The following is a 23,305-nucleotide window of genomic DNA, read 5'->3' on the forward strand; positions in this document are numbered from 1 at the left end:
ACCGGGATGGACGCACCGCTGGTGCACCAGTTGTTCCGCCAGGAGCACAGCTGGGTAGCTAAGTGCGGACGGGATAAGCGCTGAAAGCATCTAAGCGTGAAGCCCCCCTCAAGATGAGATTTCCCAATTTAGTAAGACCCCTTGAAGACGACGAGGTTGATAGGCCTGAGGTGGAAGTGCAGCAATGTATGGAGCTGACAGGTACTAATCGGTCGAGGGCTTATCCAAAAAATCACCCCACAAAGTGAAGAACAGCTTCGATGCTGATTCCGATTACTTTGCGGGGACCCCGAAAACCAAGTAGGGGCTAATTCGCAAATTCGTTTCGTATCCAGTTTTCAAGGATTAACGCCTTGAATCGTTTGGTGGCGATGGCGGAGGGGTTCCACGCGTACCCATCCCGAACACGACCGTTAAGCCCTCCAGCGCCGATGGTACTTGGACCGAAGGGTCCTGGGAGAGTAGGACGCCGCCAAGCAACTGAGAAGAGCACTACCGTATGATGCGGTGGTGCTCTTTTTGTATGTTAAAAGCGAAATACCTGCAAATCTGCAGGAATTTCCGAGCGTTTTAGCCTCGAAAAGCGAAAAAGATGCAAAAGTGCAGGGATTTTCGGCTCGTCCGTCCGAATGGGGCCCCTAAAGCAAAAAAGCCTGTAGATTTGCAGGAATTTCGCTCTGCGGGGGTCCTTTAGCCATAAATTCCTGCAGATTTGCAGGAATTTATATTGCACATGAAAGCTGTAACTGAGGTCTGATATGTTTCCTGGCAAAGTCAGGCTGAGGAAGCAGCGCAATGATCATGTTTGGTGGCGAAGGTGAGGGTTCCACGGCTTGCCCATCTCGAACAAGACCATTATGTCCTACAGCGCAATGGAACTTGGACCGAAGGCCCGGGAGAGTAGAGCACCGCCGAACAAAAAGAAAGACTTCGGGGGGGGGGGGACCTTAAAGTCATTCATAATTTGGTTCCCCGTATTTTATTATACTGATATACTTGAGGGAAAAGATGGAGATATTAATTAGTTTGTGATTCTCATACGGAACCATTTATGAAAGGATAACGCCGATGAAAAGATATAAAAGTCTGTCCGGAAGGCAATTGATTGTCGATACATACGACATGTTGTTAAACTCTTGGGATTCGGACTTTGAAGAGAAGGATATAGAAACTACTTATGGATTGACACACGTGATTATTGTCGGCGATCGTCAGCAGCCTTCTTTACTACTGTTTCATGGAACTGCCGATAATTCGGCAATGATGTGGATATACAACATAAAGGAGCTATCACAGAAGTTTTACATCATTGCGGTTGATGCGATTGGAGGTTCAGGAAAAAGTGAACCTAATGAAGAATATTTCAAAAGTTTTAATCAAGCGATCTGGATTGACGACATATTAAACTCATTAGAAATACATACTACCAATATATGTGGAGTTTCATACGGCGCATACTTATCTTATTACTACGCATTAAAGAGACCCAACAAAGTCACCAAGGCAATCTGCCTGGCAGGCAGAATCCCTACAAGTCAATTTGAGATTTTTTCAAAAATGATGGCTGCCTTTCTGCCGGAGGCGCTGTTTCCAACAGAGAAGAATTGTAGAAAATTACTAAGAAAATTAAGCAGGCCGAACTTCTCCAAGTTTGAAGAGAATGATGTTCTTATGAAGCACTGGTTTTACTTATTGAAGTACTTTAACAATAAATCAATGATGCAACATAAAATTGAAATCCACAGTGACTTAGAGTTATCTAAATTAAGAGAAAAGGGAATATTTCTAATTGGAGAATATGATAGATTAACTAATTATCCCAAGGCCATAAAGAGACTTGAGGATAATAAATTAAATTATAAGGTCATTAAAGATGCAGGACATGCAATAAATCATGAGCAGGCTAAACTGATCAACGAGGAGATTTCGAGACTGTTAACATAATATTTTAAGGAAAGAACCCAAAACAATAAGTGACCCAGCCTAGGATAAGTGCTTTCTGAGACTGGGTCTTTTTATAAATACAAGAATGTTTGATCGAGAGGTCATTAACATCGTCTAACACCATATTCACTCGTGGTCGCCTGTTGGCTCTTTTCCGCTAGGAGATAATTCGATGAAGTGGCATCAGCGGACAACCCTGCACCGGCTAACTTTGTATTCACCACCCAAACATTTAATTCTAATAAGAGGTGAGATTATTGAATACTAATTTATTGATTCGGGATTTCATTGATGAGGATTCCGGAATGGTATCAAGCATTATCAAAGAAAACTTAGTAAACGTAAACATCAAAGATTATCCAGAAAAGATAATAAAGAATATGAGTAGAATCTTCACCCCAGAATATATATCTTCGATATCAAAAATCAGAAAAGTATATGTTGTAGTTGAAGGTAATAAGATAATCGGTACTGCAAGCCTTGATCAAGATACCATTTACACAGTTTTTATTGATATTCTTCACCACAATAAGGGAATTGGTAGATTTCTGATTGATTTTATTGAACGAATAGCTCTTGATTCCGGGACTACATCACTTAAGCTTCCTAGTAGCATTACGGCACAAGGATTTTATGAGAAGCTTGGATACCATGCATTAGAAATAATAGAGTCTGAAGATTTTGGTAAAGATATAATAATGACAAAGAATTTAATCAAGGAATGAGGTCTCGAAAAACGATTTGGTCTTCCCGAGGTTTTCCAGTAACGTGGAGTCAGGCAAACAACGCTACGAGGCTAAGTGGTGGAGCCACCCCCGGTCCTGACGGAGGACTTTAGCCTCTCGGGTTAAGAATTACAACGACGTTATATGCTATTGAGGCAACAAGAAAACTGAAAGCAGAGAGGTGAAATCGATGGACGATAATGGATCCAGATATATTTCTTATTCTCAGAAGCACAATGAAATTGTTGAAAGTGGTTCGGTAGCGATTAAGAAGTACTTAAGTGAAGCCGATTATGATGAGAAGCGAAGTCTTTTACTGTGCCTGGACAGATATCTTGATCCGTACTTTGGTTATAATCTGCCGTTTTTTGATGAAATCATTCTACTTTTACAGAAACAACTGTTTCAAGAACAAGATAGAAATATAAAGAATGATCTATTTCAGTTACTTACTGATTACTCAAGAGAACAGCTAGATTATCTTGCGGAACGTATTGATCAGGTTGAGCCTCATGATTTAGCTGATGCACTCTATGCTATAGGTATTACTTACAACAAGAAATATGTTCCCTTACTCCTTAATTTTGAGAACCATGGGGATCTGATTGTGCAGAGAGTTGCACGAGATGCATTAAAAGAACTCTCAAAAATTTGAAGCCCATGGTCATTAATTATTGATAATAGAATCGAAAAGATTGTAGAAAGATTTTTCGATTATAGAACAGGAGAAGCGCGGTTCGCCATTAGGCCTTGGCTAAGAATAGGTGACGAATTAAACAGCAGGAGGGATTGAAATGAAGGTTAAACGAATCGTGGCCAACATTCATTCGCATGACATAGAGTTGGCTAAATCTTTCTATCAAGACGTATTGGGACTCGAATTGATGATGAATCATGGTTGGATAGCAACCTACGGATCCAAGGATGAGATGAACATTCAAATTAGCTTTGCGTCCGAGGGAGGGGCAGGAACCGTTATGCCTGATTTATCAATTGAGGTAGATGATATTGATGAAGTTTATAAACGAATGGCAGATGCAGGCTTCAAGATTGAGTATGGACCAGTAGATGAACCATGGGGTGTGCGGAGATTCTATGTTCGGGATCCATATAATAAATTAGTTAATATTCTTGCGCATAAAAAAATTAGATATACTCATGTAAGAGGAATTTGGGTGAAAGCATAATGGAAGAGGGTTCAAGATGAAAATAATAAAGGTATTACATTATGACGCATTCTCGTCAATAGCCAATAAAGGAAACCCAGCAGGGGTTGTTCTGGATACGGATGGTTTAAATGATGAGTCCATGCAAGCAATTGCCAAGTCAGTTGGCTTTAATGAGACTGTTTTTGTACAACTTTCGCAAAAAGCAGATTTTAGGTTGAGGTATTTTACCCCTGGGCATGAAATAAACTTGTGTGGTCACGCTACGGTGGGCTCCATGTATTGTTTAAAGGCTTTGGGAATTATACACGCAGACAAAAGTGAAATAACTATTGAAACAAATGTAGGTATCTTACCCATTCGCTTCAACAAGTGTAATGGCGAGCTACAAGTCATGATGAAACAGGATAAACCTGAATTTATGTCTTTTCAAGGTTCAGTATCCAAACTTGCTGAATGTATCGGACTAACCGAAGAAGAAATAGACGATAAGATGCCTATTGTATATGGAAGTACTGGGACTTGGACATTACTTGTTCCAATTCGAAGTTTAAACAGTTTCTCAAAGATGAAGCCAAACAACTCGCTTTTTCCAGAAATACTTGCGGAAAATAGTCGTGCTTCAATTCATCCGTTTTGTTTAGAAACTTATGATAAACGAGCTAGCATGCATGCAAGACACTTTTCTTCACCTTATTCAGGAACAATTGAAGACCCCGTAACTGGGACGGCATCTGGAGTCATGGGGGCTTATTATTTGCAGTATGTAAGTAAGGAAACAGCTGAAGCGGAGTTCCTGGTTGAACAAGGGCAAGAGATTGAAAAAGATGGACGAGTTGTTGTAATGGCAAAACGAAATGGGAAATCAATCGATGTATTTATCTCAGGAACCGCAGTATACGTTAAGGAATTAAAGATATCGTATGTTTAGGAGAAAATAATTTCAAACGCAGGTGTTCAGTAATTCGAGGAAATCGGTAACTTTCGATAACACCGTATTACAGCGGATTCAGGCGAAATCCCGCATAGGAAAAAAGTACGTTGGAGGAGGTTAATCCTATGGCAGCAAATATTTTTTGGGAATTAATAAGTGATTCCAAAAAGTATGGCGCAGAACAAATAGAATGGCTAACTAATGAATTAACCAAGAAAACGAGTAAAGAAATTATTCAGTTCGAAATAGAGTTTCAGAATAAGATGGTACAATCATATACTTCTTCATTATGGGGTGCGGCCTATGTTATTATGGGAGGATGTTCGGATGATGGATTTGATTATTTCAGGGGCTGGTTAATCTCCCGAGGAGAAGAAGTGTTCAATCAAGCTTTAAAGAATCCTGAATTTTTAGCTGGATTTTTAACTGAGGATTATTTACAGGAAGATGAATTTGCACCTCAATTAGAAGAAATGTTATTAGCGGCTTCAGATGCTTACACTTATCAAAAGACCGGAACGTACGAGTATAACGATTCTGCCAACACGGAGTTTTTGAATGAAATGGAAGCTCACGGATATAATTTTGAACCCATGGATATTGAAATTGATTGGGTGGAAGAAGACCTGGAAGTTAGATACCCTCTATTGTGGGCAAGGTTTGGAGAAGAACCGTTAACATAAGGAAATATAGCTAAATACTAGATGAGGTGATTTTTATGGCGTTTGATGCCTTTACTAAGAAAAGACTTGAAAAAATACTTGATAACTACATAGATAAGAAGATCCCCGGCCATCTCAAGTCAGAATATAAGATCATATATAAGTTTCGAGGTAACACAATTACTCTTTCACAAGATGTACCTTCCTATATGCCAGGAGAACGAGTTGAGCTGCCGATCGCTCAATTCAGAAACGATGAAGGGAAATGGAAAGTATATTGGCAGGACAGTAAAAACAAGTGGCATTTTGTAGAAGATATAGAACCAATAGAAGACTTCGAAAAACAATTAACGATGCTTGATAAACCTGAATTTGGATATATGTGGATGTAACAAAACCTGAAGATCAGGAGTGATCTTTTGATTCAATATCAATTGAAAGACTGGAAGGAGATTGTTCCCTGGCAAAACGGTAACTGTTCAACGTTACACTGGTTTGCATTAACCGACGCTCATTACTGGTTTAATTTTAAAGGCGTTGAGTTTCCTAAATATAGTGATGAAATCATTAGGGAATGGAAGCCGGAGAATGATTCTAAATTTGTACATTATCCATTTGCCAGGATATTTTGGGATATTTGCGAAGTTATTCGGCATGTAGAAAATTCAGTTCCGAACGAAATTTTTCAGAAGATAAATTCATTGGATAAATTAAAGAAATACATAGAACTGTTAAAAAATTGGATCGAATTAGCTTGGGATGAAAGTGACGAACAATTTGACGAAGTGTACGAGGTGGCCCGTGGTTGGCTTTACTGTAGAAGGCTGGATTTTGGATATTTAACAGGAGGTCCTGATTGTTTTTTAATAAGAAATGAGGATCAGTTACATATTTATTGGTTTGCTGAATATCAAAATGATAAAGGTATTTCATTATGGAGCAGCCATGAAGGAACATTTTCCTGTAACTATTTCGAATTTATAGAGGACCTGGTAAAAAGTTTTAAAGCATTTGGTTTAGATATGAATAAGCAGATTTCTGCATTGTTAGAAAGTAACCCCACCGATCTGGAGATTGACAGTGAACAAATATTAACCAATCAATCTCAATACGAAGAGCTCGTTTCAGCGTTTGAAAACAAGAAATTGCTTTATGCGGATACTCCTGATTGGAAGCATATTGTGAATACGATGAATGAAATTTCAAGGCAATTGGAATCAAGAATTTAATTCAGCACTATTAAACTGCCATTAAGGGCGTGACATACATGTTTGAGATTGAAGTGATAGATGTATTTAAAATCAGTGGTAGAGGATTTGTAATTGGGGGAGAAATCATTGATCGTGGGACCGTTTTAAAGAATGGCGATACTTTAATTTGTAGAGACTATAAAAACAAAAAAGTACTTGTGAAGTCTATAGAAATGGTTAACTTCGGAAATAGGGAAATAAACTTTAATCGTATAGGATTGCTCGTAGACTTGGAGGAAAGTGAAGCAAGGTCACTAATAGGTAGAAGGTTATATGAGGAAGAATGAGGGTGGGAAGTTTCAATTCGAAGACGGCACCAACAGTCTATAACTCCTATTCATGCCGGGGGCCTCGAAGGTAGTTGCCAGGAGGCGAATTTAGGCAAGAAACAACAGATCGAATAAACAAAAAATTATCTATAAAATCGTTATAAGATGAGTTTCTATGTTCTACAGTAATTCCTGCAAATCTGCAGGAATTTCCGAGCTCTTAAGCCTTGAACAGTGAAAAAGATGCAAAAGTGCAGGTATTTCCAGTTATTTCCTCCCATAGAGCCCCCATCGATAAAAAAGCTTGCAGATTTGCAGGAATTTTGCTCGGTGGGGGCTATTTCCCCATAAATTCCTGCAGATTTGCAGGAATTTGCATCCGCGTTACTACGTTACCACTTCCGTCACTTATATTTCCGGCCGCTTCATGTACAATGGAATAGTATTTTCATAAGCTTGCAGAAAATGAAATGTAATGGCTGGAGGTAGCTGAACAGCAATGAAACCTATTTTGGAAGTGGCGGAATCCATCGGGATTGCGGAAAAATATTTGGAGTTGTACGGACGGTACAAATGCAAAATAGATCTAAGCCTGCGCGAGGATTTAAAGAACCGGCCGGACGGGAAGTTGGTGCTGGTGACGGCGATGAATCCGACGCCGGCCGGGGAAGGAAAAACGCTGACCACGATCGGGCTGGCGCAAGCGCTCAACGCGATCGGCGAGCCGACGATCGCTGTGCTGCGGGAGCCGTCGTTAGGCCCATGCTTCGGCATGAAGGGTGGAGCGACAGGCAGCAACAAAGCTCAATTGATGCCATCCGAGGACATCAACCTTCATTTTACGGGCGATTTGCACGCGATTACGTCGGCGCATAATTTGTTGGCGGCCATGATCGACAATCACCTATTTCAGGGAAACGCGCTGCAAATCGATTCAAACCGGATTTTGTGGAAACGGGCGATGGATATGAACGACCGGAGCTTGCGGCAAATTGTCGTAGGACTTGGGGAAGGGAACGGGGGTGTGCACGAATCCGGGTTTATGATCACGACGGCCTCCGAAGTGATGGCGGTGCTATGCCTTAGCGAGAATAGGCGGGACCTGAGAGAACGCCTGGGCCGTATGGTCGTCGCTTACACGATGTCCGGCGAGACGGTGACCGCCGAGCACATCGGCGCCGCGGATGCGATGACCGTGCTGCTGAAGGAAGCGCTCAAGCCGAATCTGGTGCAGACGGCCGAAGGCACGCCGGCGATCGTGCATGGCGGGCCGTTCGCCAATATCGCCCATGGCTGCAGCAGCGTCATCGGTACGAAAACCGCGCTGAAACTGGCCGACATCGTGTTGACGGAAGCCGGATTCGGGGCCGATCTCGGCGCGGAGAAGTTCTTCGACATCAAATGCCGACAAGCCGGGCTTAAGCCCGACGCGGCGGTTTTGGTCGTCACCGTCAAAGCGCTGAAGTATAACGGCGGCGTTCCGAGGGCGGAGCTGGATAAACCGAATCCCGAAGCCTTGCAAGCCGGTTTGGCCAATATGAACCGCCATGTGGACAATATCCGCAAATTCGGTGTGCCGGTCATGGTGGCGATTAACCATTTTACCAGCGATACGACGGAGGAAATCCGGATCGTTCAAGAGCAATGCGCCCGCCTGGGCGTCAAGGCGGAGCTATCCGACGTCTGGGCCCGGGGCAGTGAAGGCGGGATCGAACTGGCGGAAACGCTCAGAACCATGCTTCGACGGGAATCATCACGGTATGCGCCGCTCTATTCCGAGCGGCTTGGCATCAGGGAGAAAATCGAGACCATCGTCCGGGAGATCTACAGAGGCGCGGGCATCCGTCTAAACGCTAAGGTGGAGGCGAAAATACAGGAATTCGAGCGCCAGGGCTTCGGGCATTTGCCGGTGTGCATGGCCAAAACGCCGAGCTCTTTTTCCGATCAGCCGAACCTGCTTGGCGCGCCGGAGAACTTTGTCGTCCAGGTACGGGACGTAACGCTGTCGGCCGGTGCAGGATTTATTGTCGTGCTCACCGGCAATATCGTGACGATGCCCGGATTGCCGAAAACCCCGGGGGCGGAGCAAATCCAACTCGACGAACAGGGAGAAATCGTAGGCTTGTTCTAATCCGATATCATAAGATCCACCCATATAGAGTCATAAGCACTCCCTTGCCATGGAGCCCGAGCCGATTTCATGGCGCAAGAGAGTGTTTGTGGCTATTTTTTATAGAAAAATGCTTATACACAGGATATTAACAAACTGTACACAATTTTCTATATACTCGGCTGATTTATCCCCATGTGGACAAGTGCCGCCAAAACAGCAGGTTATCCCCGAATCATAAAAATTCCAACCATAAATCGCAATATTGTCTCCTCAAAAAAAACGCCCGTCTCCATTAGACTAAGGATGAAAATACGAGTTACCAAGAAAGGGGTTACAAAGCAATGAAGAGAACGAGAATTTGGGCGATGCTGCTGGTGGCCGTTCTGATGGTCGCTTCCTTGTCCGCATGCGGCGGAAGCGGCAATAAAGCGACCGGAAACGGCGGAAACGCTCCGGCGAAGACCGCTAATGAAGGAGGCGGCTCCAATGGCGGAGGAACGGACTCGGGCGAAAAAGTCGAGCTCACTTTCTGGTCGCTGGGTACGACGAACTATGAGGATCTGGCGAAGGAATACACGAAAGAACATCCGAACGTCACCTTCAAGTTCCAGAATACGTCCGACCAAACGGCGCATCACAACAACCTGACGACAGCATTGTCCGCAGGGTCAGGCGCGCCTGACATTTTTCAACTTGAAATCGCTTTTATGGAGCGCTTCATCAGCAATCAAGACAAGTTCTATAACCTTTACGATCTCGGGGCCAAAGATATCGAAGGCAACTACCTGGATTGGAAATGGAAACAGGCAACTTCCACGGACGGCTCGTTCCAACTGGGTCTTCCAACGGACATCGGTCCTACGGTAGTGTACTACCGCACGGATCTGGCTGAGCAAGCCGGCTTGCCGAAGGATCCCGACCAATTCAGCGCGGCGATCGATACATGGGATAAGTTCGCAACCGTTGCCAAACAATTCAAAGATAAAACCGGCAAACCGTTTGCGGATTTGACGGACCTGGTGTACAACGGATTGCGCGACCAATCGCCGGACCAAATCTACTTCAACAAAGAGGACGGCGCTTTCATCGGGGACACCAATCCTCAGGTCAAGAAAGCTTATGACTTTACGGTAAAAGGGATTCAAGAAGGCTGGATCGGCAACTGGGTCCTCTGGTCGCCGGAATGGCAAAACGCGATCAACAAAGGCGATTTCGGCGTCATGCTCGGCCCGGCTTGGATCGCCGGTACGATCCGGAACGCCAAGGACAGCGCCGGCAAATGGGCGATCGCTCAAATGCCCGAAGGCGCCGGAAACTGGGGCGGCTCCTTCCTGACGCTGCCGAAAGAAGGCAAGCATCCGAAGGAAGCTTACGAGTTTATCGCCTGGGTCCTGAACAAGGAGAACCAGTTGAAATCGTTTAAAGACAGCGGCTTGTTCCCGTCGATTCCGGCGGTTTACAGCGAACCGGCGTTCAGCGAAGAGAAGGACGATTTCTTCGGCGGGCAAATCATTGCTCAAGCCTACGCCAAATCGGCGGAACGCGTAAAACCGGTCTACTACGGCCCGCTGCACGACCAAGTCGATACGATTATCAAAAATGCGCTCAAAAACGTGCTTGAGAAAAAAGCCGACCCGCAAAAAGAGTGGGATGAAGCGATGAAACAAATCAAGACGTTGGTGGAACGCAGCTAAGCCGAACAAGATCGAAGCGGCTGCATAGCGCAATTTATCATCCGAATTCGCGGGGAGATGCATATCTCTCCGACGGATTCGGATTTATCAATGACTTCCTGGAGGTGCGTCATGGCTGACACAGTCACCGCGAAACCGTCGCAGCCGATTCCGGCCAAGCGGCCATTCTGGACGGAATCAAGACGAAGCAAGCTAACGGCATACACGTTTATTTCGCCGTTCTTTATTCTGTTCGCCATTTTCGGATTGTATCCGATACTTTTTACGATTTATTTGTCGTTTTTTAAATGGGATGCGCTGGGTCCGATGAAATATGTCGGATTCAAAAACTATGAGCTGATTACGAGCGATCCGACCTTCTGGATCTCCTTCACCAATACGCTGTTGATGGGCTTGATGGGGACGGTGCCGCAGTTGATCGTCGCCCTCCTGGTGGCGGTCATGCTCAATTCCGCCCTGAACAAGTTCAAGAACACGTTCCGCATCTTGTATTTCATGCCCAATATCACATCCATTGTTGCCGTAACGCTGGTGTTCAGCACCATGTTCGGGAACAATGGGATGGTGAACTGGCTGCTGAACAACCTGGGAATGGAAAGCGTGCCGTTCAACTCCGGCTGGTGGGGCGTCAAAATCGCGATTTCCACCATGGTGATGTGGCGCTGGATGGGATATAACGCCATCATTTTCTTATCCGGTTTGCAGAGCATTCCTACGGATATTTACGAGGCCGCTAAAATCGACGGGGCCAGCCGCGGGCAGCAGCTGATCTATATCACGCTCCCTCTGCTTCGTCCGTTCATTATTTTCGTCACGCTGGTATCGACCATCGGGGCGTTGCAGCTGTTTACCGAGCCGTACGTATTCCTAGGCCAGTCCGGCACAGGCTCCACGCGTCAGGAAGGGGTTACGATGGTGACCTACCTGTACAATGAGGCGTTCAAAAACGGATTCTTCGGAACCGCGGCCGCCACGGCGGTAATGTTGTTTATCGCCACGATTCTTTTCTCCGTCCTGAATATGATGCTATCGAGCCGGATGGGCGGAGACACCGGGGGGAAAAAAGCATGAGCACGCTTGCAGCAAGCCGCAAAAAACCGGATGAACCGGGTCTGGTCGCCAAGACGTTCTTTTACCTGTTTCTGATTATCGGAGCGCTGGTATCCATCTTTCCGTTCTACTGGATGTTCGTGGTGGCTACCAACGATAAGGATGCCGCTTTCCATATCCCGCCGTTGTTGACGCCGGGAGCGGAGTTTTTCGACAACTTCTCGCGCGTACTGGAGCGGACGGACTTTTTCCGGGCGCTATTGAATTCCGTCGTCGTTTCCTCGGCCGTCACGATTTCGGTCGTCTTCCTTTGTACGCTGGCGGGATATGCTTTTGCCAAATATGAGTTTCCGTTCAAAAAAACGCTGTTTGTTTTCGTCATCGCCACGATGCTGGTACCCGCTCAATTGGGTGTGCTTCCGCAGTACGTCATCATGGCCAAGCTGCACTGGATCGACAGTTATAAAGCGCTGATCGTTCCCGCGATGGTCAATGCGTTCGGGATTTTCTGGATGCGGCAGTATATCGCCTCGGCGGTGCATTCCGAACTGCTGGAAGCCGGACGGATCGACGGCGGCGGACATTTCCGCATTTTCTGGAATATCGCGATTCCGGTCGTTACGCCGGCAATGGCAACGCTGGGCATTCTGAACTTTATGAATGTCTGGAACGACTTCTTCTGGCCGCTGGTCGTGTTGAAAAACAGAGAGAATTACACGATTCAAATCGCTCTGCAGCAGTTGTTCACCAATAAAGACGGTCTGGACTTCGGCATGATCATGTCCGCCACGTTTACGGCGACGCTGCCGCTTCTGATCGTATTCCTGCTGTTCAGCCGCTGGGTGATCGCCGGTTTGACTTCCGGCGCGATAAAAAGCTAGGACTTTTGTTAGGGTGGCAAGGAGATAAGACGCATAACGAAGAATAATAGAGATAGGAGATTGTGGAGGGGGACGAAGGCTTGAAGCTCCGTCGGAAAATCTTGCTGGCTATTATTCTTCTTGTGTTTATCCCCGTAATTTTGATGGGGTCGATTTCGTATTTCAGTTTTTCGGGCGCTATGGAGAAGAAGTCGAGTAATTTTTATTGGGTCTCTCTGCTGGAGACCGACCGGAAGCTGAAGTACGCCTTGAACGAGGTCACCACCATCTCGAATTCGGCGATAACGCAGCCGGTCATTCAGAAGACCTTGAAGCAACCAAACTTTGTCGTCACTTATGATCAAAGGCAGGATATCAACAACTTAATCAACCATCCGATGATTACTTCTTTCGGGCTCTATTCCAAGGATAAGCTATTGTATCAATATAATGAGGCCATGTCATTCGATACGCTCAGCAAACAAAACTGGTATGAGGCGATGAAAGCGGCCGAAGGCAGACCCATTTGGGTCGGCCCGGGCGAAAATGGCAGCGCCTCCACGGGGAAGCCGGTTTTGATCCAGGCCCGGGTGATTAAGGATTATTATTCTCTCGAGGATATCGGAGCCGTCGTGATTTATGTGAAGCCGGAACTTTTGGATCAGGTATTTTGGGACGCCGCCACGCTTAAACAGGGGGATATTCTGCTGGTCAACCAGCAGGGCAATATCGTCTTCGACAAGTCGGGCGAGCATATTGGGGAACGTACGGATTTTCCGTTTTTAAAAGAGAGTCCGAAGCCGGACGGAAACGGAAAAGGCTATTATGTCGATAAATACGCGGGCGAGAAATCGCTGATTACCTATCTGCCTTCGCACAACAAGGATTGGCATCTCGTCGCCATTACGCCGAGCAAGCTGATCGCCTCGGAGTCGATTCAGATCCGCAATATCGCTATGGTGCTGGTGTTGGTCTCCTTGGTATCGGCCTTTTTGTTCGACCGCTACTTTGTTCGCCGGCTGGTGCGCAGCATTATCAGTGCGGTGAACGGTATGAAGCGGGTACAGCAGGGGATTTTTGTGCCGATTCCGCCCACCCTTCGGGCCGGGGACGAGACGGATTTGCTGATCGACGGCTTTAACCGGATGAGTACGCAAATTTCCGAGCTGATCGAACAGGTGCAGACGGAGCAGGCGCGTAAAAAAGAGGTCGAGCTGCAAGCGCTCGTGGCGCAGATCAATCCGCATTTTATATACAATTCCTTGGAATCGATCAATTCGATGGCCGTGCTTCAGGGGAATAAGGATATCAGCAAAATGGTCGTATCGCTCGGCAAACTGCTGCGGATCAGCATCAGCGAGAGCCAGCAGTTGATTCCCTTGTCCATGGAGATGGAGCACGTCCGGCATTATTTGGACATTCAGAAATTCCGGTTCGAAGATAAGTTCACGTATCAAATCGAAATTCCGGAATCCTTGAAATATTACAAAACGCAGAAGCTCATCGTTCAGCCGATCGTCGAAAACGCGCTGTACCACGCCATCGAGCCGATGGAGGAGCGCGGTTTTATTTCGATCACCGCCCGGGATGGCGGGCGGGATATCTTCATCGACGTGATGGACAACGGGCCCGGGTTCGATCACGTGGCGCTGATGACCTTATGGAGCAAGGAACGCGGCAGTTTGAAAAAATACAGGGAGAACGGCGTCGGCCTCAAAAATGTGCACGAGCGGCTCAGCATCCGGTTCGGCGGCTATTACGGCATCATGATCTGTTCCTCCCCGGGATTCGGGTCGATCATACGGATTCGCATCCCGAAAATCGATTCATGAGGAGGGGAAGAGCGGTCGTGAAATGGTTGATCAATTGGGGCTGGATCGTCGTATACGCCATGGTTTTGGCCGTCTCGGTGCTCATCCTCTCCAAGAACGGGAGCGAGCCGATCGAAGAGAGGCAGACCGAAAAAATCACACTCACCTTCCGTCACTTTTGGATCAAGGAGCATGACCGGAAGATGCTGAGCATTTTTGAGGAAGTCGTGGATTCCTTTCAAAATTCCCATCCGAATGTGAAGGTGAATTTTGAGGGGATGGATCAGACCGTCCACCGGGAGCAAAAGCTCAAAAGCGAAATGGTGACGGGGACGGCACCGGATATGTTCGTACTGTTCGCCGGCGCCGAGATTGAACCTTATGTCCGCTCCAACCGGCTGATGGATCTGACGGATTTCGTCCGGGAGAGCGGGCTGGAGGGGAAATTTCAGGATCTCGAGGCGTGGTCTTACGACGGCCGCATTTACGGGCTGCCGATCGAGGGGCATGCCGAGCCGCTTTATTATAATAAGGAGATTTTCGCCGAATACGGCATCACACCGCCCCGGACTCTTGAGGAAATGGATGAGGTGGTGAAACGGCTTAAGGCGAATGGGGTGATTCCATTTGCGCTCGGCAATGAAGAGCGCTGGCCCGCCGCGATTTTCGCCCACTATTTTATGGATCGTTATGCGGGACCGGAACTCATTAACCAACTGACCCGGGGCAACCCCAAAGCGGACTTTAACAACAGCGCCTACCTGCAGGCGATGATGCATTTTAAAAGCTGGGTTTCCGAAGGAGCGTTCAGCGAGCCGGCTAATGATTTGTCGACGGAAGAGGCGATCGATTTGTTTACGTCGGGGAAAGCGGCCATGTATTTGAACGGAAGCTGGGATATCAATCTGTTCCATAACGGAAATGAACCGGGGGATAACTTCCCGGACCGGGTCGGCGTAACTTCGTTTCCGACGCTGCTTCCGGATCAGAAGCCCTCGCTGGCGGGCGGTTATACGATCGGAATCGCGCTGTCGTCCAATCTCGATGAGGCGAAGCGGACAGCGGCTTTGGAATTAATGCAAGCGTTTTATACGGAAGAGATCCAGGAGCGAGTCGTTTATGAAGGCTTGCGGATTCCGTCGATGAAAATCACGTTTGATTCGGAACGCACCGGGCCGGTGTTCGATCAGGTCGTGAAGCTGATGCGGCAGAGCGACGAGATTTTTTTGGCGTATGACAATGCCCTGTCTCCCGAGGTGAACAAAACGTTCCTCAAGGTCGTGGAACAGATTCTGGCGGGCCAAATCCCGCCGAATGACGCGCTCGAACAAATACAGGCGACATCCGAGCAATACTGGAAGCAACGCAACAGTTCTCTGCCCAATTAATGGTCTGGAGGTGCTCTATGGAATCCAAAGAAGCAAAGTATCGGGTGATTCTCGTCGATGACGAGCCGATTATTTTGCGAAGCTTGAAGGTGGCGATTCCCTGGGATGAGCTGAATCTGGAAATCGCCGGGGAAGCGAGAAACGGAGAAGAGGCGCTCAGGCTGGTCCGCGAGCTGTCTCCGCATATGATTATCAGCGATATTCGCATGCCGGGGCTGGACGGAATCAGCTTGATGAAGGAAGTCATGGCGGAGAATCCGAAGCGCCTGTTTATCTTTATCAGCGGCTACGGGGAGTTCGAATATGCCAGGGAAGCGCTGCGGGAGGGAGCCTTCGATTACCTGCTTAAACCGATCGACCACGATGAATTGATTCAAATGATCTTACGTGCCATCAAGACGCTCGAAAAGCAAATGGAGAACGATAAGCTGCTTCATTCCGTGCAAATGTTGTCGATGCTCGCTCGTGAGCGGATGTTTGCCGAATTGATCGAAGGCAATCACAGTGAAAGCCATCTGCGGCATATGAAATGGCTGGAGAACAGCGAGCTTCAGGAGGATTATATGGTGGCCGTGCTGCAGCTGGACCACTATCTGAAGCTGTACAACCAATGGTCCATGGAAGAAAGAAGGCTGTGGCTGTTCGCGATCCGCAATATTTTAAGCGAATGGTCGATCGCCCAGGGGGCGTTGACGGTGTTTCCTTTTCACAGCGGAGAATGGGTCATGCTGTTTCCGGCGGCGATGAGCGAGCGGAGGGAAAACCTGGGCCGGGACATTATTCACCGGATCAAAGTCAATACGAAGCTGTCCTGTTCCATCGGCTTCAGCCAGACGGCGAAGGGGATCGGCCAATTGAGCGAAGCCTACCAGAGCGCGGCCAGAGCGCTGTATCAGCGGTTCTACAGCGACAGGGAAGGGGTCTTCGTCGAGCCGGTCCCCGAGCTCGGAGCGACGCGCGAAGCGAAATATCCGAAGCATTTGGAATCGGGGATGCTGGATGCGGTCCGGACGTTGGACGACGAGCGCCTGATCGCTCTGCTGGACGAGACGAGGGGTTATCTGGAAGCTCAGGCGTTCTCCAAGGAAACCGCGGAACGCATGATCGTGGAGCTGACGGTGGTGCTGTACCGGGAATTCGAGCATATGAAGCTGCTGCTGGAGTGGTCGCTGGAGGGCATTTTGCAGGAACTGCATTCGATGGATACTTTGAACGAGATGATGGGACTGCTAAAACTGAATTTCGGTAAATGGATCAGGGAGAGCAGGGACTCTCAGCCGAAAGAACATATCCAGAGCATGATCGACAAGACGAAGGGATATATCGCCAACCATTATCATAAAGATCTCAGCATTGAGGAAGTGGCGGAAGTGGCCGATCTGAGCATCAGCCATTTCTGCATGCTGTTTAAACAGGTCACGGGATACACTTTTCTCGAGTACTTGACGCAGTGCCGAATCGAGAAAGCCAAATATATTTTGAAGAACAGTCAGGTCAAAGTGTACCAGATCGCCCCGCTCGTCGGGTATCAAGATCCCCGTTATTTCACACAGGTGTTCAAAAAGGTCACCGGCATGACGCCGTCGGAGTACCGGGAAGACCCGGCCTCCTGAGGTGGCGGCAGCACCAAAAAGAACCGCCGGATCGGCGGTTCTTTTTGGGTTTATTTCGCATTAAGTTACGAGCGCCCGCGTCTCATTGAGCCCATAATCAGGCTGACAATAAATACAAGCACGACGGCACCGATCAGAGCCGGGATGAAGTAGAAATCCCCGATGACCGGACCCCAGTTGCCCAGAATCAGGCTGCCCAGCCAAGCACCGATGAAGCCTGCAATGATATTACCGATGATGCCGCCGGGAATATCTCTGCCCATAATTAACCCTGCCAGCCAACCGATAATGCCTCCGATAATTAAGGACCATAAGAAACCCATTCGTATCACCTCTTATGTGTTTAATTTGCTTGTCGATTACTATTAACCAAAGAGGGAGTTTTTAAACAACCGGGTAAAAAATGACCCAGATGGGTTGAAGAAGCTGGCTGCATAAAAACGGGGTATACATGTGTGGGGGGATCTGATACAATCCAGGTAGCAACTCCCAATATTAAACAGAATTAACAACATTAATATTGTAAGTGCTTACAAAATAATTTTGCGGAGCTGCAAAGTTGAACAGTAGGAGGTGAGTATGTCTCAAAAAACAAACGTTTGCACTGCCTCATATTCCAATGGATAAGAAAGAAATCTTGTTTGGAAGAGTGTATTTTTGAAAAAAATACAAACGTTTGCACGTAAAATATTTATTTTGAAAGGAGTAAACGCGTGAAGAAAAAGACCCTCAGGTGTGCGTCATTTTTTCTCAGTTTTACGTTCCTATTTACAATATTCTTTAGTTCGCTGGTTTTACCGGTCGATTATGCGAATGCTATGGAGGCGGGGGCGGCCGCTTCAGCGGGGAAGGTTACGGAGACGGAGGGTCCTACCGGACCGGCTACATTCAGCTGGGAAAATGCAAACGTTTACTTTGTAATAACCGATCGGTTTAAGGATGGCGATCCAAGCAATAATAACGCTTATAGCCGACCTACTCGCGATGCGACCGGCAAGAATATCGGCACATTTCATGGAGGTGACCTCAAGGGGCTGACCGAGAAGCTGAATGAAGGATATTTCACGAAGCTGGGGACCAATGCGATTTGGATCACGGCCCCTTACGAGCAGATCCACGGTTGGGTCGGTGGCGGGACCGGCGGGGACTTCGCCCATTATGGGTACCATGGTTACTATGCGCTTGATTTTACCATGATGGATAAAAACATGGGCACCGTTGAAGATATGCGGGAATTCGTGGATACCGCGCATGAAAAAGGGATTCGGGTCATTTTGGACGTCGTTTTGAACCACCCGGGCTACGGAACCCTGAAAGACATGGAGGAATACGGCTTCGGCGCCCGTAGCAACATAGGGGCCGGCTGGACGCCTGGAAACGGTCAAACCTGGCACAGCTTTCACGATAACGTAAATTATAACGACGCTTCCGCCTGGGCCGCATGGTGGGGAGGTTGGGTTCGGGCGGGCATCGCCGGCTATGAGAGCTGCGGAGGCAGCGATCTGACGCAATGTGTAGGAAATCTACCTGATTTTCGCACAAACGTGACGGACAATATCGGGCTCCCGCCTCTGCTGAAAACAAAATGGAGCAAAGAAACCGCCGGATACGAGCCGTGGATCGTTCCTTCGGCCAAAAACCTGCGTAAGGATTTGGGCCTTCCCCCGGCAGATTATGTCATCAAGTGGCTGGCGGCTTGGGTGGAGGAGTTTGGCATTGACGGATTTAGGGCGGATACGGCCAAGCATGTGGAGCTTCACAGGTGGAAACAGCTCAAGAATGAAAGCGATGCGGCCCTGAAAAGATGGAGACAAAACAATCCGGATAAACCCGGTGCCGATTGGAACGATTCTTTTTGGATGACCGGCGAAGTCTGGGGGCATGGGGTAGGCAAAAGCGAGTATTTCAACAACGGCTTCGATTCCATCATTAATTTCTCCTTTCAGGGGGCGAACCTAAACTCCCTGGAGAGCATCTATGCCGATTACGCCGCCAAGATCAATAACGATCCCGAGTTTAACGTATTAAGCTATATTTCCTCGCACGATACTAAGCTGTACGATCGGGGAGGGTTAATTCAGGCCGGCACGGCGCTTCTTTTGTTGCCGGGCGGAGTGAAAACGTTCTATGGAGACGAGGCGGCGAGGGCCTTCGGAGATACCGGCTCGGATCCCCAACAGGGGACGCGCTCTTCCATGAACTGGAATCAGCTCAATCAGAATGTACTTTCGCATTGGCAGAAGGTAGGCCAATTCCGGAATCAACATATTGCCGTAGGAGCTGGGAGCCATGCCAAAATTGCCGACAGTCCCTACACCTTCAAGCGCACTTATGAAAAAGACGGGATCACCGACAAGGTAGTAGTCGCCATAGGCGCTTTGGGGACTACCCAGGTGAACGTGGCGTCCGTGTTTCCGGACGGAGCCACCGTCAGGGATGCCTATACCGGGGCCGAAGCCTTGGTAAGCGGAGGTGTCGCCACACTCACGCCGGGAGCCCATGGACTCATCTTGATCGAGCAGATCAAGGAATCCGATTTGCCGGCCGTATCCGCTTCTCCCGCGGGGGGCAGCTTCAAAACCGAGACTTTGGACATTAAACTGCATGTCAATAAAGCCGAAAGCGGAAAGTATACCTTGGACGGAAGCGATCCCAAACAAGGGATCAGCTACACGGACGGAACGGAGATTACGATCGGCGAAGCGATGGAGTTTGGCGATTCGGCCATGCTGCGATTATATGCCGAAAATCAACACGGTTCCTCCCTGCAAGAGTATAAATATACCAAAAAAGACCCCAACAGCGGTTTGACGGTCCACTTCAAGAAACCGGCCGATTGGGGAGCGCCGCAATTGTATTATTACGACACCATCCCGAAGGTAACCGAGCCCACTTGGGCGACGTCTCCTGCGATGATCAAGGAGAGCGGAGAGTGGTATGCTTACACCATCGATGGCGTCGACAGTGCGACGTTGATTTTCCGGGACAGCCGCGGCAGGCAGAATCCCGGACAAGGGCAGCCAGGATTCGTAAGAACCTCGGAAGGGTGGTACGACGGAACCTGGCATGAAGCGAATCCGGACGGGGTTGGCGACACGGAGCCGCCTACGGCTCCCGGTGGATTGAGAGCCGACCGGACTACCGATACGACGGTGACGTTAAGTTGGGACGCGTCTACCGATAATGTAGCGGTAACCGGGTATGACATTTACCGCAACAATGCTAAGGTAGGCAGCGCTTCGAGGACAACGTTTACGGATACGGGGCTGACGCCGGAGACGGCTTATCAGTACACGGTAAAAGCGCGCGATGCCGCGGGCAACGAGTCGTCGGCCAGCGACAGGGTGGAAGTGACCACAGAGCCGGCCGGAAGCGGAGGCAACAAGGTGACGGTCTACTACAAACACGGCTTTGCCACGCCGTTTATCCATTACCGTCCGGAAGGCGGAAAGTGGACGACTGCGCCGGGGGTAGCCATGGAGCCGTCCGAGGTAGCGGGATACAGCAAGCTGATCATCGATATCGGAACAGCTTCGAGGTTGGAAGCTTGCTTTAGCGACGGAAAAGCGAATTGGGACAGCAACAACCAACGAAATTATTTCTTCAACGCCGGAACATGGACATACAACGGGAAAGGGGTTATCGTGGAGGGGGCGCCGAATCCGTCGTCTACCAATCAGGTGACGGTCTACTACAAACACGGCTTTACCACGCCGTTTATTCATTACCGACCGGAAGGCGAAAGCTGGACGACTGCGCCGGGGGTGGCCATGGAGCCGTCCGAGGTAGCGGAATACAGCAAGCTGACCATCGATATCGGAATCGCTTTGCGTTTGGAAGCTTGCTTTAGCGACGGAAAAGCGAATTGGGACAGCAACAACCAACGAAATTATTTCTTCAACGCCGGAACATGGACATACAACGGGAATGGCGATATTCGGCCAGGAGCGCCCCAAGCCTCAACTTTGGAATCTGCCGACCCGGCCCCCAATTCATCGAATAATAATTCTGAATCTCCAAGAGGAAAATCCGGTGATTCCGAGGGTCCAGACTCTTCCGAAGAACCGGCTGCGGCATAATTCCTTGGCGAGATGCGAGGAGCCCGTGTCATAAAAGACACGGGCTCTTTTAAGTTTGGGGCTTTAGCCAGTTGAGCCCGCGAAGCGTGCGAAGCAAAAAACAGCTAATGTTGGGGGCGTTATCATAGGAGGTTTCAAGCCACTGTGCATAACGAAAAGGTGGCTGAATGGCTAATCAAAGTGATATGTCACATACAAAGAGGCGCCTAGTGTGCTTGCTTCCAAGCTTCCAACTCCAAAAAGAGGCAAATCTGCAGGCATTTCTGGCTGGTCCCCGCGGGAATTCGAAAAAAGATGCAAATCTGCAGGCATTTCCAGCGATTTTAGAGAAACGAGCCGGTTTCGTCAAAAATTCCTGCAGATTTGCAGGAATTTTGAAATTTTGGGCTCTGAACAAGAAAAAAACATGCACATATGCAGGAAACCACCCGTTGGACAGGTGTTATGATTTCATTTGACAGCGCCAGCTTTCCTTTGAAGCCGGGCGGCACAGTGCCCCAAAAGGAAAAGGCCGCTATGGCGGAGGGGGCTTAGTCGGCACAGCGGTTTCTTCCCTTGATCAGTAGAAACAGAGCGACCGGGACGATGACCAGCATTAAGATTAAAGCTTGGATCAAGTTCCCGGGGTCCACGACACCTTCCGAAAGCAAACGGTAGTAGGCGTAGAGCGAATAAGGCAGTACGGGAAAGACGGCGGTGATGACGCCGGGAGTATAACTTTTTAAATATAGAGCTTGCCCGATGTGGGTGAAAACATGAAGAAAGTAGAGATGGAGGGCCGCCAGGAAGAGCAGATAGACTTGAAAAAAGACGGCCAGTCCCGTTGCGACGACAATCATCGTATAAACCGCAAACACATCTTTGGCGAAATGGAGCGTGTTTATCCGAAGGGAAGATGCGAGCATCTTTTTGAAGAAGTCGGGTAAAGTGCTGTCGAGACGGTCGCGATGCCGGACGGCCCAGTTCTCTACGGTGAGCAGTTCTTCAAAGTCATGGAACAGGAAAGTTACCGGGAACAGCCAGAACAGGCTGACCAGTTGAATATGTTCGTTTAAAAAATTCAATAGGCTCACGCAATCACCCCCATGGCTTAAACAGGACTCGCCGGGTGAAGTAAGATGCCGTTCAGGAACAAACGTCCCAGTTGTTCGCCCATTTCCGCCGCGGTCTTGTCTCCGGCAGTCCCGTATTTGTAAATCAGGCGCTCCACCGAGGCGACCACCGACTCCGCGGCCAGCTCGGGATCCACATCGGGGCGGACGATCCCGGCCTGCTGATTTCGAATCATATTGCCGCTGATTTGCCGGACGATGGATTCCCGGAAGGAAGCCCCTTCCTCCGACTCAAGCAGCGCAATCCGGGTAAGATTGGCGTTCTGACCGAGAAGCTCGAACAGACCCGTAAAGGCTTGGATGACGAATGTCTCCAGCTGATCGGGCGGCCTGTTCCCCGCTTCGCGTCCCGCATCGGTAAAAGGACGCAGTTGCTCCGCAAATTGGCTGAGCAATTCCTGCAGGATTTCGTCCTTGCTCTTGAAATACTGATAAAAAGAGGCCTGCGTAAGCCCGGCGGCTTTCACGATTTGACTTACGGTGGCGGCGTGATAGCCTTTGTCGGCAAAAAGCCGCTCCGCCGCGGCCAGCAGCTTGTTCTTGCTCGCTTCGCCTTTGGAGGTAAGCATGATTTGGACCCCCGTCCATTCAAATTTATAACTAACTAATCAGTTATTAATTAACATAACCGAATG

The 23,305-nt window shown here is 48.4% G+C and carries 20 protein-coding genes and 2 rRNA genes; 19 read left to right on the plus strand and 3 right to left on the minus strand.

Annotation, left to right across the window (positions count from 1 at the left end; all coding sequences use genetic code 11):
* From LBW89_RS06280 to LBW89_RS06365, 18 genes are all read left to right on the plus strand, one after another.
* Positions 1-228: ribosomal RNA gene (locus tag LBW89_RS06280) — 23S ribosomal RNA — on the plus strand; the annotation flags it as partial.
* A gap of 133 nt (positions 229-361) precedes the next feature.
* Positions 362-478, plus strand: a 5S ribosomal RNA gene (rrf, locus tag LBW89_RS06285).
* A 590-nt stretch (positions 479-1,068) separates the two neighbouring features.
* Entirely contained in the window at positions 1,069-1,944 is an 876-nt protein-coding gene (locus LBW89_RS06290) for an alpha/beta fold hydrolase (protein WP_148455986.1), read from the plus strand.
* Between the two features lie 257 nt (positions 1,945-2,201).
* Complete coding sequence (locus LBW89_RS06295) at positions 2,202-2,669, plus strand: GNAT family N-acetyltransferase (RefSeq protein ID WP_148455989.1); 468 nt, start codon at positions 2,202-2,204, stop codon at positions 2,667-2,669.
* A 190-nt stretch (positions 2,670-2,859) separates the two neighbouring features.
* Complete coding sequence (locus tag LBW89_RS06300; RefSeq protein WP_225038774.1) at positions 2,860-3,324, plus strand: hypothetical protein; 465 nt, start codon at positions 2,860-2,862, stop codon at positions 3,322-3,324.
* Positions 3,325-3,463: 139 nt separating this feature from the next.
* Entirely contained in the window at positions 3,464-3,856 is a 393-nt protein-coding gene (locus LBW89_RS06305; protein ID WP_225038775.1) for a VOC family protein, read from the plus strand.
* 16 nt (positions 3,857-3,872) lie between these two features.
* The gene (locus LBW89_RS06310; RefSeq protein WP_225038776.1) at positions 3,873-4,766 is read left to right on the plus strand and encodes a PhzF family phenazine biosynthesis protein; all 894 of its coding nucleotides are present in this window, start codon (positions 3,873-3,875) and stop codon (positions 4,764-4,766) included.
* 128 nt (positions 4,767-4,894) lie between these two features.
* Positions 4,895-5,452: a DUF4240 domain-containing protein gene (locus LBW89_RS06315; RefSeq protein WP_225038777.1), complete on the plus strand. Its 558-nt coding sequence runs from the start codon at positions 4,895-4,897 to the stop codon at positions 5,450-5,452.
* Positions 5,453-5,487: 35 nt separating this feature from the next.
* Entirely contained in the window at positions 5,488-5,823 is a 336-nt protein-coding gene (locus LBW89_RS06320; protein ID WP_213508750.1) for a DUF3024 domain-containing protein, read from the plus strand.
* A 27-nt stretch (positions 5,824-5,850) separates the two neighbouring features.
* Positions 5,851-6,660 (plus strand): DUF5984 family protein, encoded by an 810-nt coding sequence (locus LBW89_RS06325; protein WP_225038778.1) that lies wholly within the window; start codon positions 5,851-5,853, stop codon positions 6,658-6,660.
* 38 nt (positions 6,661-6,698) lie between these two features.
* Positions 6,699-6,968: a hypothetical protein gene (locus LBW89_RS06330; protein ID WP_148456008.1), complete on the plus strand. Its 270-nt coding sequence runs from the start codon at positions 6,699-6,701 to the stop codon at positions 6,966-6,968.
* Between the two features lie 481 nt (positions 6,969-7,449).
* Complete coding sequence (locus LBW89_RS06335) at positions 7,450-9,081, plus strand: formate--tetrahydrofolate ligase (RefSeq protein WP_225038779.1); 1,632 nt, start codon at positions 7,450-7,452, stop codon at positions 9,079-9,081.
* 323 nt (positions 9,082-9,404) lie between these two features.
* Positions 9,405-10,757 (plus strand): ABC transporter substrate-binding protein, encoded by a 1,353-nt coding sequence (locus LBW89_RS06340; RefSeq protein ID WP_148456014.1) that lies wholly within the window; start codon positions 9,405-9,407, stop codon positions 10,755-10,757.
* Positions 10,758-10,868: 111 nt separating this feature from the next.
* Positions 10,869-11,828: a carbohydrate ABC transporter permease gene (locus tag LBW89_RS06345; protein WP_148456017.1), complete on the plus strand. Its 960-nt coding sequence runs from the start codon at positions 10,869-10,871 to the stop codon at positions 11,826-11,828.
* A complete protein-coding gene (locus LBW89_RS06350) occupies positions 11,825-12,688 on the plus strand; it encodes a carbohydrate ABC transporter permease (protein ID WP_148456020.1) in 864 nt (287 codons plus the stop codon). The genes LBW89_RS06345 and LBW89_RS06350 overlap by 4 nt, the downstream gene beginning before the upstream one ends.
* Before the next feature lie 80 nt (positions 12,689-12,768).
* Entirely contained in the window at positions 12,769-14,499 is a 1,731-nt protein-coding gene (locus LBW89_RS06355; RefSeq protein ID WP_148456023.1) for a sensor histidine kinase, read from the plus strand.
* A 17-nt stretch (positions 14,500-14,516) separates the two neighbouring features.
* Positions 14,517-15,866, plus strand: coding sequence for an extracellular solute-binding protein (locus LBW89_RS06360; RefSeq protein WP_148456026.1), 1,350 nt, complete (start codon positions 14,517-14,519; stop codon positions 15,864-15,866).
* A 17-nt stretch (positions 15,867-15,883) separates the two neighbouring features.
* Positions 15,884-17,479 carry a response regulator gene (locus LBW89_RS06365; protein WP_148456028.1) on the plus strand — a complete coding sequence of 532 codons (1,596 nt, stop codon included), beginning with the start codon at positions 15,884-15,886 and terminating at the stop codon, positions 17,477-17,479.
* A gap of 65 nt (positions 17,480-17,544) precedes the next feature.
* Here LBW89_RS06365 and LBW89_RS06370 read toward each other — a convergent pair whose 3' ends face one another.
* Entirely contained in the window at positions 17,545-17,802 is a 258-nt protein-coding gene (locus LBW89_RS06370; protein ID WP_148456031.1) for a GlsB/YeaQ/YmgE family stress response membrane protein, read from the minus strand.
* 390 nt (positions 17,803-18,192) lie between these two features.
* Between LBW89_RS06370 and LBW89_RS27680 the strand changes: the two genes are divergently transcribed.
* On the plus strand, positions 18,193-21,558 hold the full coding sequence (locus LBW89_RS27680) for a carbohydrate binding domain-containing protein (protein WP_318249341.1): 3,366 nt from the start codon (positions 18,193-18,195) through the stop codon (positions 21,556-21,558).
* A 530-nt stretch (positions 21,559-22,088) separates the two neighbouring features.
* Here the strand turns inward: LBW89_RS27680 and LBW89_RS06390 are convergent.
* Together LBW89_RS06390 and LBW89_RS06395 are read right to left on the minus strand one after the other, a co-directional pair.
* A complete protein-coding gene (locus LBW89_RS06390) occupies positions 22,089-22,631 on the minus strand; it encodes an HXXEE domain-containing protein (RefSeq protein WP_148456037.1) in 543 nt (180 codons plus the stop codon).
* A 17-nt stretch (positions 22,632-22,648) separates the two neighbouring features.
* Positions 22,649-23,239: a TetR/AcrR family transcriptional regulator gene (locus LBW89_RS06395; protein WP_148456040.1), complete on the minus strand. Its 591-nt coding sequence runs from the start codon at positions 23,237-23,239 to the stop codon at positions 22,649-22,651.
* Positions 23,240-23,305 lie beyond the last annotated feature (66 nt).

The organism is Paenibacillus sp. alder61, from assembly GCF_020179875.1.
GTDB classification, from domain to species: domain Bacteria; phylum Bacillota; class Bacilli; order Paenibacillales; family Paenibacillaceae; genus Fontibacillus; species Fontibacillus faecis.